We start from the raw sequence: 13,762 nt of genomic DNA, 5'->3' as shown, positions 1-13,762 counted from the left end.
CAAGTGCCGATGAGCGGGACTACGCTGGAGGTCCTTGACCTCACCGTCACCTTCGCGACGGAGCGCGGGCCGCTCCGGGTGCTGGACGGCATCTCCTTCGGGTTGCCCACCGGGCGCACCGTGGCGCTGGTGGGGGAGAGCGGCTGCGGGAAGTCCGTCGCCTCGCTCGCCGTAATGGGGCTGCTGCCGCCAAGCGCGGCGGTCACGGGCACCATCGGGCTGGAGGGGCGCGAGATCGCGGAACTGCCGCCGGAGGAGCGGCGGAAGTTGCGCGGCGCCGAGCTGGCGATGATCTTCCAGGAGCCGATGACCAGCCTGAACCCAGCCTTCACCGCCGGGGATCAGGTGGCCGAGGCCCTGCGCCTGCATCAGGGGCTAGACCGCGGCACCGCGATGCGGGCCGCAGTGGCGATGCTGGAGGCGGTTCGCATCCCCGAGGCGGCGCGCCGTGCGCGGCAGTACCCGCACCAGCTCTCCGGAGGGATGCGGCAGCGTGTGATGATCGCCATGGCCCTCGCCTGCCGCCCCCGCGTGCTGATCGCGGACGAACCGACGACTGCCCTGGATGTGACGGTGCAGGCCCAAATTCTCTCCCTGCTGGACGAGCTTCGGGGCGGCACGGGCACCGCCGTGCTCCTCATCACCCACGATCTCGGCATCGTGGCGGACCATGCGGACGAGGTGGTGGTGATGTATGCCGGCCGGGTAGCCGAGAGGGGACCGGTCGCCCGCGTCCTCTCCACGCCGCAGCACCCCTACACCGTCGGCCTGCTGGGCGCCGCGCCGAGGTTGGACGGGCCGCGCGGCACCCGGCTGGCGACGGTGGAGGGCACGGTTCCCGACCTGGCGGACCCGCCGGAGGGCTGCCGCTTCAAAACGCGCTGCCCCTTCCGTATCGCGATTTGCGACACCAAGCCGCCACTATACGATGTCGGTGCCGGGCACCGCGCCGCTTGCCATCGCGCCCCGCTCGAACAAATCCTGGAGGCGGCGTGAGCGCGCTGCTGGAGCTGGAGGGCGTCGTCCGCCACTTCCCCGTACGTGACGCTCTCGGCCGCCGGCGCGGGGCCGTGCGCGCGGTGGACGGCGTCTCCCTCTCCATCGCCGAAGGCGAGGTGCTGGCCGTGGTCGGGGAGAGCGGCTGCGGCAAGTCCACCCTCGGCCGATTGGCCTTGTGGCTGGAGGAACCGGATGCCGGCGCGGTCCGCTTCGCCGGGCAGGATCTGCGCGGCATGGTCCCCGACGCGCTGCGGCGGCAGCGGCGCTTCATGCAGATGATCTTCCAGGATCCCTATGCCAGCCTCGACCCGCGCATGACCGTGGGGCAGGCCGTGGCCGAGCCGCTACGCCTGCACCGCCTCGTGCCCCGCGCGGGGGAGCGGGCGCGGGTGCAGGAGCTACTGGCGCGGGTCGGGTTGCGGCCGGAGCATGTGGATCGCTGGCCCCACGAATTCTCCGGCGGGCAGCGCCAGCGCATCGCCATCGCCCGGGCGCTGGCCAGCGGCCCGCGGCTGATCGTGGGGGACGAGCCGGTCAGCGCGCTGGACGTCTCCGTGCAGGCCCAGGTCATCAACCTTCTCCAAGACCTGATCCGCGAGTTCCGCCTCGCCTTTGTCCTCATCAGCCACGATTTGGCCGTGGTGCGCCACGTCGCCGACCGTGTGGTGGTGATGTATCTCGGCCGCATCGTGGAAGAGGGGCCGGCGGGAGAGGTCTTTGCCGTGCCGCGCCACCCCTACACGCGCGCGCTACTGGCCTCCGTGCCCGGCGGCGGAGCGAGGGGAGCGCCGCTGCAGGGGGACCTGCCCAGCCCGATCTCCCCTCCACAGGCCTGCCGCTTCCACACACGCTGCCCCCACGTGCAGGAGATCTGCCGGCAGGTGGATCCACCGCTGGCCGCCGGCGACACGGCGGCCACGCCCGCCCATCGCTCCGCTTGCCACTTCCGGGACACGCTGCCGCCCCTGCGTCCCGCCGCAGGACATGTGGCGGATGGCGATAGACTGGCCCGGCTGCAAGCCTTCTTCGCCCCCAAGCCCGAAAACGGAACCGCCGCATGAACGCCCGCCTCCTCGCGCCGCTCGCGATCGCGGCTAGCCTCGCCGGGGCCGCAGTCGAGGCCCAGAGCCTGCCCAACCTCCGCATCGGCCTGCGCGAGGACCCCGACATCATGGACCCGACGCTGGCGCGCAGCTTCGTCGGCCGCATCGTCTTCGCCAGTCTCTGCGACAAGCTCTTCGATATCAACGACAAGCTGGAGATCGTTCCCCAGCTCGCCGCCGGATATCGCTGGGAGAACCCGAAGACCCTGCTGATCACGTTGCGCGACGGCGTGACCTTCCATGACGGGGAGAAAATGGACGCGGAAGCCGTCCGCTACTCCTTGATGCGCCACTTGACCATGCAGGGCAGCTTCCGCCGCGGCGAGATCACAGACCTCGATTCCGCGGAGGTGGTGGACCCATTGACGGTACGCCTGCGGCTGAAGCAGCCCTCCTCGCCCTTTCTCAGCCAGCTGACGGACCGTGCGGGAATGGTCGTCAGCCCCAAGGCGGCCGAGGCGGCGGGGCGCGATTTCGGCGCGAAGCCTGTCTGCGCCGGCCCCTTCCGCTTCGTGGAGCGGGTGGCGCAGGACCGCATCGTGCTAGAGCGCTTCGCGAACTACTGGAACGCGGCCAACATCCACTTCAGCCGCGTCACCTTCCAGCCCATCACGGACAGCACGGCGCGGCTCGCCAACCTGCAATCCGGCACGCTGGAACTGATCGAGGTCACCAGCCCGAGCGACGTTCCCTCCATCCGGCGCGACCGGCGCCTGGCTCTCTCCACCGTGGACGGGCTGGGCTACTGGAGCGTCATCTTCAACATCGGCAACGGCGTCCGCGCGCAGACCCCCATCGGGCAGGACCGGCGCGTGCGCGAGGCCTTCGATCTCTCGATCGACCGCGAGGCGCTGATCCAGGTGGCCTACGAGGGGCTTCACACCCCCTCCTCCCAACCCATCCCGCCCGCATCGCCGATGCATGTGCGCGACCTCCGGGTGACGGCGCGCAACCTGGACCGCGCCAAGGCCCTGCTGCGCGAGGCCGGGGTCCGCACGCCCGTGCCGGTTGACCTCATGGTCGCCAACTCCCCCGAGCTGCGCCAAGTGGCTGAAGTCATGCAGTCCATGGTGGCCGAGGCCGGGTTCGAGCTGCGGATCGTGGCCACGGAGTTCGCCTCCGCCCTCCAGGCCGGCGTGCGCGGCGACTTCCAGGCCTATCTCAGCGGTTGGTCCGGCCGCCCCGACCCGGACGGCAATGTCTGGACCTTCATGCACAGCCGCGGCGCACAGAACGACGGGAAGTATTCCAACCCCGAGGTGGACGGGCTGCTGGACGGGACGCGGGCGGAGAGTGGCCCCGCCGAGCGGACCGCCCTCTACGCCCAGGCCTTCCGCATCGCGCTCACACAGGACCGCGCGCGCGCGTTCCTGTGGCACCCGAAGATACTCGTCGCCCACACCACGCGCCTGCAGGGCTTCAGCCTGTTGCCAGACGGGCTGATCCGCCTTCAGGGCATGCGGCTGCGCTGATCGGATGTGGGGCTGGCTGTTGCGCAGGCTGGGGCAGATCATCCCTACCCTGCTGATCCTCTCCATCCTGATATTCGCCTTGCAGCAACTCATGCCAGGCGATCCCGCCATCATCATGGCCGGGGAGGAGCGGGGAGACCCGCAGGTGCTGGCGGAGATCCGGGCGGAGCTGATGCTCGACCGGCCGATCTGGGAGCAATACCTCGCTTGGCTCTGGCGCCTGCTGCACGGAGACCTCGGCTTCTCCTGGCGCATCCGCCAGCCCGTGGGATCGCTCATCCTGGAGAAGCTGCCTGTGACCCTCCAGCTCGGCCTCATGGCCTTCGCCATCGCGGTCGCGATCGGCGTGCCCGCGGGGATCGTCTCCGCTGCTTATCGCGATCGCCCAGCGGACTGGGCGGCGAACGCGATCGCGCTGGCCGGGATCTCCACCCCGAACTTCTGGATGGGGATCATGTTCATCCTGCTGTTCAGCGTTCAGCTCGGCTGGCTTCCGCCCTCCGGCTACGTGCCGCTGACGGAGGACTGGAGGCAGTCCCTCGCCACCACCATCATGCCGGCTTTCGTGCTGGGCGGTTCGATCGCCGGCGTCTTCATGCGGCACACCCGCGCCGCGATGATCGGGGCGCTGGAGCAGGACTATGTCCGCACCGCCCGCGCCAAGGGCCTGCCGGAGCGCGTCGTGGTGACCCGGCACGCTCTGCGCAACGCGCTCGTCCCCGTCGTCACCCTCGGTACCATCGAGCTGGGCCGGCTACTGGCGGGCGCGGTGCTGACGGAGCAGATCTTCTCCATCCCAGGCTTCGGCAAGCTTATCGTGGATGCCGTCTTCAACCGCGACTATCCCGTGGTACAGGGCGTGGTGGTGGTGACGGCGCTGATCTTCGTCACCCTCTCCCTTATCGGGGATATCCTCTACATGGCTATCAACCCGCGGCTGCGCGCGGCATGAGCGCGACCACGGCCTCCGCCGTCCCGCGCGCGGGCAGCCCGGGGCGGCGCGCGTTGCAGCGCTTCCTGAAGCACCGTTTGGCGGTTCTGGGACTGGCCGTCGTGCTGCTTTTTGTCCTGGCGGCCGTGCTGGCGCCGCTGATCGCGCCATATGACCCGATCGCCACCTCCTGGTCCCGCATTCGCCGCCCGCCCTCCGAACTCTACTGGTTCGGCACGGACGAGAATGGCCGGGATGTCTTCTCCCGCGTGATCTGGGGCGCACGGGCCTCGCTGATGGCTGGTGCCCTCTCCGTCACCGCCGCGCTCCTGCTTGGCGTGCCCTTCGGCCTGCTCGCAGGCCTCGCGGGCGGATGGGTGGACACGATCATCTCCCGCATCACGGACGCGATGCTCTCCGTGCCCTTTCTCATCCTTGCCATCGCCCTGGCCGCTTTCCTGGGGCCCGCGCTGGAGAACGCGATGCTCGCCATCGCCATCTCGGCCAGTCCGATCTTCGTGCGGCTCGCGCGCGGCATGGCGATGGAGGCGAAGACGACCGAATGGGTGGAGGCTGCGCGCTCCCTCGGCAACCCACCCTGGCGCATCGCCCTGCTGCACGTCTTGCCCAACATCGTCCCGCCATTGCTGGTGCAGGCCACGCTCTCCATTGCCGAGGCCATTATCGCTGAGGCTTCGCTCTCCTTTCTGGGCCTCGGCCAGCAGCCGCCTAATCCCTCCTGGGGCTCCATGCTGAACGCGGCGCAGCGCTTCCTCACTCAAGCGCCGTGGATGGCGATCTATCCCGGCCTCGCGATATTCCTCGTCGTCCTCGCCTTCAACCTGTTGGGCGATGGTCTGCGCGATGCGCTGGATCCCCGTGCGCGGGGGCGGTGAAAAGAAAGCTGAGCCGCTTTTTATCCCGCCACGAAAAAGGGCGAGGAGCGGTCCGAGCAGTGCCGTTTCACCAGCGCCAGGGCTTCTAGAGTTCTGCTTCGGCTTCTGCACCTCATGATGATCGGGGCCATTGTTCGGCATGGCGGGACGACGGTGACCTCGAACTCATGTTGCAGGACCGCGATGCCGCCGTGGACCACACGGCAGTCTCTCTGCGGATTGAGGCTTGCGCGCCGGAGATGTGGAGGCGGATCTGGCCGTACCTGCGCGCCAGCAACAGCTTGTCACGCGTGGACGAGACCTACATCCAGGCGGTCGGACGGCCAACCTCCCCATCCCTGTCCGACGTGACACGGCGGTCGGGCGGCGAGTTTCGCGTGATGTTGCGTCACGCGCACGCGGACGGCCCGCGCATGATCACTGTGGATAACGCCCTGCCCTGCCGCGCGCCGTGGCCGAGATGGAGAGAGGTGGCCAACCGTAGCTCTTCTCACGACTTCGGCAGGCGAGATACCCAAATCACATCGCGGAGCAGGACCATCGGCGCATGAGGTGGCTGGCCTGACCACGGACCGGCTTTGGGGAGATTCCGGACGGCACATCGAACACTGGCGGACTACGATGTGATGGCGACGATCAGGAAGGGGCAGGTCCGGAAGGTCGGCGGGCGTGTCATGCAGTTCCAGGCCGCCTTCGTCGCTGAGTCGCCCCAGGACGCTGCCTGAGGCGTGCCCCGCGCCTGTCCCTTCCTGACTACCGCGCCCGGCTCACACCGCTGCAACAGATCCAAGCCGCGCGTGCCGGACCTTGTCGTGGGAGGAGCCTTGTCCCCCGGATCGGGCCTGCCCGAGCAGGCTCCGGGGCGGTCAGTCGGCGAACGCGAATCCCATGGTCCGCGCGTGATAGTGCAGCCCGCCATCCTGCACGATAAGGAAGCGCGCCTGGGTGCTGCCGCCGTTATGGTGGGAGTGCACATCGCCCGGCGGGGTGACCAGGGTGGTCCCGAGCGCCCAGGGGCAGCGTCGGTTGCCCACCATGGAGTGACAGTTCTCCCCCTGCAGGAAGAGGGTGATGGCGGCGGAGTTGTGCCGGTGCGGCGGCTGCGCCATGCCGGGCGGAAGGGTGTTCAGGGACAGGGTGAGGACCGGGGTAATATTCCGAGCCGCTTCCAGCGCGTCCGACGAGAAGATCACGGCTAGGCCCGACGTATCCGGGTTGGTGGTAGCGCCAGCGATGATGGCGATCTGCCGCTCGATCTCGGCGGAGGGGTAATGGACCGCCTCGAGCGGTGCGGGGCCGGGGAGGGCGGCACCCAGGGCGAGGAGCGGCTCGTCGCTGACCATCCAGATGAGCGTGTCCTCCGTCGCGCGCAGCGGTGTGGGCTGGCCGCCGGGCAGGAGAAAGATGTCGCCAGGGCTCCAAGATAGGTCTGGTGCCTCTCCCCGGCCGCGCAGGGCGTGGATGATGAGGCCAGTGGCCGCCAGGTTCAGGGTCAACGTCTCCCCGGCGCGGAGGCGGATGTAGCGGGCCAGCATCAGCGGCGTGGTGGCGGGGAAGGGGCAGCCCAGGGCTTCCGACTGGTCGCAGACGTAGAGGCCGGTCGGCGAGTCCGGCGCCCCGGCCGCGGCCAGCACCTCCGCGAAATCCGCGGCCGGGACGGGCGGCAGCTTGATGTTGAAGGCATTGCCCGAGTTGAAGAAGCGCGCCCGCGCCGCGGCGGCGCTCCGCGGCGCCTCCGGCAATTCCACGGGCAGGTCGGCCATGTCGGTCATTCGGCGTGCTCCAGGACGAGCCCGGCGGCCACCTCCGCCAGCACGGCCGCGCCGGCGGCGACATGGGCGGGCTCGGCCCACTCATGCTCGGCGTGGCTCACGCCGTCGCGGCAGGGAATGAAGATCATGGCAGCGGGGCAGAGAGGGGCCATGTGGCGGGCGTCGTGGCCGGCCGCGGAAAGGATAGGGGTGGCAGCATGGCCCAGGGCTTCCGCGGCGACCGCGATGCGGGCCCGGAGATCAGCATCGAAGTCGTTGGAGGGGGCGTCCACCAACCGCTTCAGCCTCACCGTGCAGGGTGGGGCATGAGCTTGCGCCAGGGCCTCCAGCCGGTCGCCCGCAGCGTGCAGCACGGCATTGTTGGGGTGGCGCAGATCGATGCGGAAGGTCAGGCGCGCGGGCACGACGGAGGGAGCGTTCGGCTCCATCCGCACCATGCCGATGGTGAACTTGATCGCGGGATCGATGGTGCCGACCTCCCGGAACATCGCGTCCGCCATGCGGGCGAACGCCGCCAGAGCGTCGCGACGGTCCGCCATGTCCAGCGTTCCGGCATGGCCCTCCTCGCCCCCCACCACCATCTCCCAGGTCTTCTTGCCCTGGATGCCGGTGACGATGCCGATGGGCGTCCCGCGCTGCTCCAGGACCGGGCCCTGCTCGATATGCGGCTCGAGGTAGAAGGCGATCGGGAAGCCCAGCGGCCGGCGCGGCATGTCCGGGAAGGCGGCGTGCAGGGCGGCGAGGGCCTCGGCGACGCTGGTGCCTCCCGCGTCCCGCGCGCCGAGGATCTCGTCCAGCGATCGCACGCCGGCGAAGGCTTCCGAACCCATCATGCCCGGGGCGAAGCGACTGCCCTCCTCGTTCATCCAACCCACCACCGTCACGTCCCGCGCCGGCGTGGCGCCCAGGGATTGAGCGGCCTCCAGCCCGGCGAGCACGCCGAAGGCACCGTCGAACTTGCCGCCGGTGGGCTGGGTGTCGAGGTGGCTGCCCATGACGAGCGGCGGCAGGGTGCGATCCCGGCCGGGCAGGGTGAGGAAGAGGTTGCCGGCAGGATCGGTGGAGGGCTCCATCCCCGCTTCCGCGCCCCAGGCGATGACGAGGCGCCAGGCCTCGATCTCGGCGGGAGAAAGGGCTTGACGGTTCACGCCGCCGGCCAGCAGGGCGCCGATCTCCGCCAGCGCCATGAGGCGCCGCCAGAGACGGTCCGCATCGATCCGCGGCGTCACGCCGTCTTCATCACCTGGCCGGGCAGGGCGCGGGGATCGCGAACCTTCCAGGCGCCGTGCTCGACCTGGGCGAAGAACTCGGCGAGCAGCGCGTTGAAAGCTGCAGGCTCCTCCAGGTTGAGCGTGTGGCCGGTCTTGGGGATGATGGAGAGGCCGCAGGCCGGGATCGTTTTCTTGAGGAAGATGCCGGGCTGCAGGCAGTGGTCGTCCTCGTCGCCCACCACCACAAGGCTGGGCACCATCATCCTCCTGAGGTCGTCCTCCAGGTCCCAGAAGGAGGGGCGGCGGGCCTGCACGCCGCGCATCGTCATCGCGGCGCCGACGCGGTCATGCGTGGCGAGGCGCTCCACGAACTCCTTCCAGCCCAGAGGGTCCTTGTTCTGGAACTGCACGCGGGAGGCACCAGAGCCGTAGATCGGAGCGAAGGCCTCCGCGCCCATTGTCTCGAACCTGTCCGCCACTTCGCGCGAAACGCCGCGGAAATACTCCTCGAACTCCTTCTCGCAACCGTAGCCGGCGCCGGCGATGGTCAGGGACAGCGCGCGCTCCGGCGTGCGGAGGCCGAAATGGACGGTGCAGAAGCCGCCCATGGAGAGGCCGACGATGTGCGCCTTCTCGATGCCGAGGGCATCCAGCACGGCGACGGCATCATCCGCCGCGATGGCCTGACTATACTGGTCCAGGCTCGTGGGCACGTCGGAGGGCGGGTAGCCACGCGCGGCATAGGTGATGCAGCGGTAGCGGCGGGAGAAATAGCGGAGCTGCGGCTCCCAACTCTCATGGTTGCCGCCGAACTCGTGGATGAAGAGGATGGGCGTGCCCTCGCCCACCTCCTCGTAATGCAGGCCGATCCCGTCCCTTGTGGCGATGCGCGGCATGGTGCGGTCCCCCTTCAGAACTGCGGCGCGACGTCGTTGAGCGTGCGCGCCTCCGCCGCGATGGCGGGAAAGGCGTCGCGCAGGCGCTCCGCCCATTCGGTGGGCACGGAGGTGCTGACCTTGATGAAACGGTCGCCGAAGCGCTCGGTGTGATAGGTGCCCTGGCGGATCATGATGCCGCGCCGGCGGGCAGCCTCCACCAGCGCTTCCGGGCGCAGGCCGGCGGCGCCGGTCTCCAGCACCAGGAAGTTGCCATGGCTGGGCCAGACAGGGCAGATAAGGCCGATGGCGGCGGCCGTATCGCGGATCATCGCCTTATTGGCGGTGTCGATCCGGCGGACCTCCTCCATCCACTCCTTCTTGACGGAAAGGCCGGCAAGCGCCGCGCGCTGCGCGATGACGCTGGCGCCGAGCACGCTGGTGGCCTGGGCCGCGAACTCGCCGAACAGGGCCCGCGGCGTGACAAGGGCGCCGATGCGCATCCCGGCGAGGCCGAGCCACTTGGAGAAGGAGAGGGAGACGACGGAATGCTCCGGCGCGACCTTCAGGGCGGGGTGATGGCCCTCCGCGAAGTCCCGGTAGGTGCAGTCATGCACGAGCAGTGCGCCGCAATCCCTGGCGGTCCTCGCGAAGGCCGTGATCTCCTCGGCGGTGTAGCGGATGCCGAGCGGGTTGTTGGGGTCCACCAGGTAAATGACCGTGGTGGTCTCGTCCACGGCGGCGGCCAGCGCCTCCGGCGTCAGCTTGTAGTCCGTGCTGGCGTCGTAGATCGGGATCTCCACCACCTCGGCCCCGGCCTGGCGGGCGAACATCAGCGGCCACTTCCAGCTGGGGTCGGTGGTGACGAAGCGGGTGCCGGGCCTGCATCGGGCGCGGCAGACGAGGGAGAGGGCGTTCACCCCGCCCTCGGTCACCAGCGCCTCGGCGCCCTCGACGCCGAGATCGGCGACGATGGCGGCGCGCAGGGCCTCGAAGCCAAGAGGGGGCGCATAGGCGTTGAACTCGCCACCCTCGATCGCGGCCACCATCGCCGCCCGCACGGCGGGGTGGGCGGGGATGTGATTGGTGTTCTGGCCCATCCAGGCCAGGTCCGGGGTTGCCGTCAACTCGTCGAAGTAGCGGTTGCGGACCAGGGCCTTCTCGGTCGCGTCGAGCGGCATGGTCAGATCACCGAGCCGCGGGCGGCGATGCCGCCATCGATCGTGACGACCGTGCCGGTGATGTAGCCGGCGCGGGGAGAGGCCATGAAGGCGACGAGGTCGGCGCATTCGCGCGCCGTGGCGGGGCGCTTGCCCGGATACCTGTCGAACAGTTCCTCCCAGCGCTCGCCATCGCCCAGCATGTCGATGGCCTTGGTGCGCATGATCTTCAGCATGCGGTCTGTCGCGACGGGGCCGGGGTTGATGCCGATGATGCGGATGCCGTCATCGAGGCTGCGGCCGCCGATGGCCTTGGAGAAGGACATGAGGGCGGCGTTGCCGGTGGAGCCGGCGAAGTAGGAGGCATCCCAGTTCTCGCCGGAATTGCCGATGACGTTGATCACCACGCCGCCGCCCTGTGCCTTCATGCGCGGGTAGAAGAGGCGGGTGAGGGTGATGTAGCCGAAGACCTTCAGGTCGAAGCCGCGGCGGATCGCCTCGTCCGTGACGGAGGCGAGACCGCCGGAGGGGATGTCGCCAGCATTGTTCACGAGGATGTCCACCTTGCCCGCTGCCTCGGCCAGGGCTTCCATCGCGGGTGTGCTGCCGAGATCGGCGGCATGGACCGTGACATTCACGCCGTACTCGGCGCGCAGGCGGACGGCGGCCTCCTCCATGGCCGCGCCATTGCGGGCGGCGAGATGAAGGTGGCAGCCCTCCTCCGCCAGCACCTCGGCGCAGGCGAGGCCAATGCCCTTGGAGGCGCCGGTGATGAGGGCGGTCTTGCCGGTGAGATCGAGCTTCAAGGATTGGCTCCGCAGTTCGGTATGCAAAGCGCAGCAAGTTGCATACCAAGCCGTCACTCGAAGGCGGCGATGAAGTCCAGGAGATTGTCTCCGAGCAGGGCAAGATGGGCCCGCATGGCGGCATGGGCCCGCTCGGGCTCCCGTTTTCCGATGGCGTCCATGATCTCGGCATGCTCGCGGATCGTGTCCCCGATGCGTCCCGGCATGCGGGTGACGCGGCGACGATAGGCGGCCACGCGGTTCCGCAGCCGGCGCGTCTCCTCCGCCAGGAAGGCGTTGCAGGACGCCTCGTAGATGGCCTCGTGGAACTCCTGGTTCACGTCGTAGAAGCGGTCGGGACCGTCGCCCGCAGCGGCTTCCAGCCGGGCCTGAATCCCGGCGAGCCGCTCCAGCTGGCGTGGCGAGGCGCGACGGGCGGCGAGCCGGGCGCATAGGCCTTCCAGCTCGCCCATGACCTGAAACATCTCGATAAGCGCGTGGACGCCGATGCTGCGGACCATGGCGCCTTGCCGGCCGCGCAACTCCACCAGCCGGTCGGAGGCCAGGAGGCGGAAGGCCTCCCGGACGGGGGTGCGGGAAACGCCGAAGCGCTGGGCCACCTCCTGCTCGTCCAGCCGTGCGCCAGGGTCCAGCCGGCCGTCGGCGATCTCGGCCTCGAGATGGCGGTGCAGGGCGCTGGCGAGGGTCTCGCCCTCCGCCATGACCAGGACATCCTGCCTGCTTCCCGGGCGGTTTGCCTTCTGATCTGCCTCGGCTTCGCTCATATGTGTGCAAAATCCCCGCTCTTGTATGCGGAACAGCATATCCCATGCCGCTCAGCGTTCACCACCGGGCGATTGCTGGCCCAAATTGGCACGGGCATTGCTGAGCTGAGGGGCGGATCGGGCGAGCCTGCATGCGGTGTCTCTCGATCATTATACAAGGATCAGCAGCGCTTGCCCGAGCCCCTGCCCGAGCCCCTGCCCGAGCCATCGAGCCAGATCGGCCCCCTGCTGGAACTGAGCGGGATCGACAAGACCTTCGGACCGGTCCAAGCGGTCCGGGGATTGTCGCTCAGCGTGCCCGCGGGCGAGTTCGTCACGGTGGTCGGACCAAGCGGCTGCGGTAAGAGCACGCTGTTCAACATGGTGGCGGGGCTGGACGAGCCGGATCCGGGCGGCGTGCTGCGCTTCAAGGGGCGTGGGTGCCACGCGCAGGAACTGCTCGGCCGCGTCTCCTTCATGCCGCAGCGAGACCTTCTGCTGCCCTGGCGCAACGTGATCGACAACGCGATCCTGGCGAACGAGATCGAGGGGGCCGACCGCAAGGCGGCACGCGCCAAGGCGCTGCGCATGCTGCCGGAATTCGGCCTGGCCGGCTTCGAAGCGCAGTACCCTCACCAGCTCTCCGGCGGCATGCGCCAGCGCGTGGCGCTGATGCGCACCTTCCTGTTCGAGCGCGAGCTGATGCTGCTTGACGAGCCCTTCGGTGCGCTCGATGCCCTGACGCGAAGCATGATGCAGCGATGGCTGCTGGATGTGTGGGAGCGTCACAGGCGCACCGTGCTCTTCATCACCCATGACGTGGACGAGGCCATCTTCCTCGGTGACCGGGTGCTGGTGATGACCGCGCGCCCCGGCGCCGTGAAGCTGGCCCTGCCGGTGAATTTGCCCCGGCCGCGCTCCGCGGAGCTGGTGACCTCGCCCGAGTTCATCGCGATCAAGCGCGAGATCTTGGCAGCCATCGAGGAGGAGAGCATGAAGTCCTTCATGTCCTCGGGCCAAGCCGCGGGGAAGGCGGCGTGACCATGGATGCCGCCGAGCGCGAGGCCCGCACCTCGCTCGCCGCCTGCTACCGCCTGGTTGCGCGGCTGGGCCTGGACGACATGATCTACAACCATATCTCGCTGCGCGTGCCGGGGCAGGACGGCCAGTTCCTCATCAACCCCTATGGCATGCTCTTCGAGGAAATCACCGGCTCCGATCTTGTGAAGATCGACACGCAGGGCCGCAAGATCGACAGCTCCCCGCATGAGGTGAACGTCGCGGCCTTCGTCATCCATGCGGCCATCCACAAGTCCAGCCACGATGCGGCCTGCGTGCTGCACACGCATTCGGATGCCAGCCTCGCCGTCTCCGGTCAGGAGGAGGGACTGCTGCCGCTCAGCCAGTTCGCCATGCGCTTCTACCGCCGCCAGTCCTTCCACGACTACGAGGGCGTGGCGATCGACCTGGACGAGCAGGAGCGGCTGGTACGCGACCTCGGCGGCAACAAGGTGATGCTGATGCGCAACCACGGCATCCTCACCACCGGTCGCACACCGGGCGAGGCTTTCATGCTGCTCTACTACTTCGAGCGCGCCGCGCGGATCCAGCTGGACATGCAGGCCGCGGCGACCTCGGGCGCCAGGCTGGTAATCCCGCCGCATGAGGTGTGCGAGAGGGCGGCGCGCCAGTTCTGGGAGAGGCAGGGCGACATCCTGGTGCCCGGCGAGCGGGAATGGCCGGCGCTGCTGCGCCAGCTGGACCGCACCGATCCTTCCTTCCGCAACTGAACCA

13 protein-coding genes are annotated in these 13,762 nt (G+C 69.1%); 7 read left to right on the top strand and 6 right to left on the bottom strand.

Going from position 1 to position 13,762, the window contains the following annotated elements:
* Positions 1 to 9: 9 nt before the first annotated feature.
* From FHS87_RS17450 to FHS87_RS17430, 5 genes are read left to right on the top strand one after another with little or no spacing between them, the layout of a single operon-like run.
* The gene (locus FHS87_RS17450) at positions 10 to 996 is read left to right on the top strand and encodes an ABC transporter ATP-binding protein (protein ID WP_184520671.1); all 987 of its coding nucleotides are present in this window, start codon (positions 10 to 12) and stop codon (positions 994 to 996) included.
* Positions 993 to 2,060, top strand: coding sequence for an ABC transporter ATP-binding protein (locus FHS87_RS17445; RefSeq protein WP_184520670.1), 1,068 nt, complete (start codon positions 993 to 995; stop codon positions 2,058 to 2,060). Before FHS87_RS17450 ends, FHS87_RS17445 begins: the two co-directional genes overlap by 4 nt.
* Positions 2,057 to 3,574, top strand: a complete 1,518-nt coding sequence (locus FHS87_RS17440; protein ID WP_184520669.1) for an ABC transporter substrate-binding protein — start codon at positions 2,057 to 2,059, stop codon at positions 3,572 to 3,574. Before FHS87_RS17445 ends, FHS87_RS17440 begins: the two co-directional genes overlap by 4 nt.
* Before the next feature lie 4 nt (positions 3,575 to 3,578).
* The gene (locus tag FHS87_RS17435; RefSeq protein WP_184520668.1) at positions 3,579 to 4,526 is read left to right on the top strand and encodes an ABC transporter permease; all 948 of its coding nucleotides are present in this window, start codon (positions 3,579 to 3,581) and stop codon (positions 4,524 to 4,526) included.
* Positions 4,523 to 5,401, top strand: coding sequence for an ABC transporter permease (locus FHS87_RS17430; protein WP_184520667.1), 879 nt, complete (start codon positions 4,523 to 4,525; stop codon positions 5,399 to 5,401). Before FHS87_RS17435 ends, FHS87_RS17430 begins: the two co-directional genes overlap by 4 nt.
* Positions 5,402 to 6,267: 866 nt before the next feature.
* Here the strand turns inward: FHS87_RS17430 and FHS87_RS17425 are convergent.
* From FHS87_RS17425 to FHS87_RS17400, 6 genes are read right to left on the bottom strand one after another with little or no spacing between them, the layout of a single operon-like run.
* Entirely contained in the window at positions 6,268 to 7,173 is a 906-nt protein-coding gene (locus FHS87_RS17425) for a cupin domain-containing protein (RefSeq protein WP_184520666.1), read from the bottom strand.
* Positions 7,170 to 8,402, bottom strand: a complete 1,233-nt coding sequence (locus FHS87_RS17420) for a Zn-dependent hydrolase (RefSeq protein ID WP_184520665.1) — start codon at positions 8,400 to 8,402, stop codon at positions 7,170 to 7,172. The genes FHS87_RS17425 and FHS87_RS17420 overlap by 4 nt, the downstream gene beginning before the upstream one ends.
* The gene (locus FHS87_RS17415) at positions 8,399 to 9,280 is read right to left on the bottom strand and encodes an alpha/beta fold hydrolase (protein ID WP_184520664.1); all 882 of its coding nucleotides are present in this window, start codon (positions 9,278 to 9,280) and stop codon (positions 8,399 to 8,401) included. The genes FHS87_RS17420 and FHS87_RS17415 overlap by 4 nt, the downstream gene beginning before the upstream one ends.
* A gap of 14 nt (positions 9,281 to 9,294) precedes the next feature.
* A complete protein-coding gene (locus tag FHS87_RS17410; protein ID WP_184520663.1) occupies positions 9,295 to 10,440 on the bottom strand; it encodes a pyridoxal phosphate-dependent aminotransferase in 1,146 nt (381 codons plus the stop codon).
* 2 nt (positions 10,441 to 10,442) lie between these two features.
* A complete protein-coding gene (locus FHS87_RS17405) occupies positions 10,443 to 11,225 on the bottom strand; it encodes an SDR family oxidoreductase (protein ID WP_184520662.1) in 783 nt (260 codons plus the stop codon).
* A 53-nt stretch (positions 11,226 to 11,278) separates the two neighbouring features.
* A complete protein-coding gene (locus FHS87_RS17400) occupies positions 11,279 to 11,926 on the bottom strand; it encodes a GntR family transcriptional regulator (protein ID WP_184520661.1) in 648 nt (215 codons plus the stop codon).
* Positions 11,927 to 12,160: 234 nt separating this feature from the next.
* On the opposite strand from FHS87_RS17400, the gene FHS87_RS17395 reads away from it, so the two are divergent.
* Positions 12,161 to 13,009 carry an ABC transporter ATP-binding protein gene (locus FHS87_RS17395; RefSeq protein WP_246418499.1) on the top strand — a complete coding sequence of 283 codons (849 nt, stop codon included), beginning with the start codon at positions 12,161 to 12,163 and terminating at the stop codon, positions 13,007 to 13,009.
* A 2-nt stretch (positions 13,010 to 13,011) separates the two neighbouring features.
* Positions 13,012 to 13,758, top strand: coding sequence for a class II aldolase/adducin family protein (locus tag FHS87_RS17390; RefSeq protein WP_184520701.1), 747 nt, complete (start codon positions 13,012 to 13,014; stop codon positions 13,756 to 13,758).
* The last annotated feature ends 4 nt before the right edge of the window (positions 13,759 to 13,762 follow it).

It is taken from the genome of Muricoccus pecuniae (genome assembly GCF_014199205.1).
GTDB lineage: Bacteria > Pseudomonadota > Alphaproteobacteria > Acetobacterales > Acetobacteraceae > Roseomonas > Roseomonas pecuniae.
The sequence above is the reverse complement of the archived record's forward strand: the minus strand, read 5'-3'. Positions and strand labels throughout refer to the sequence as shown.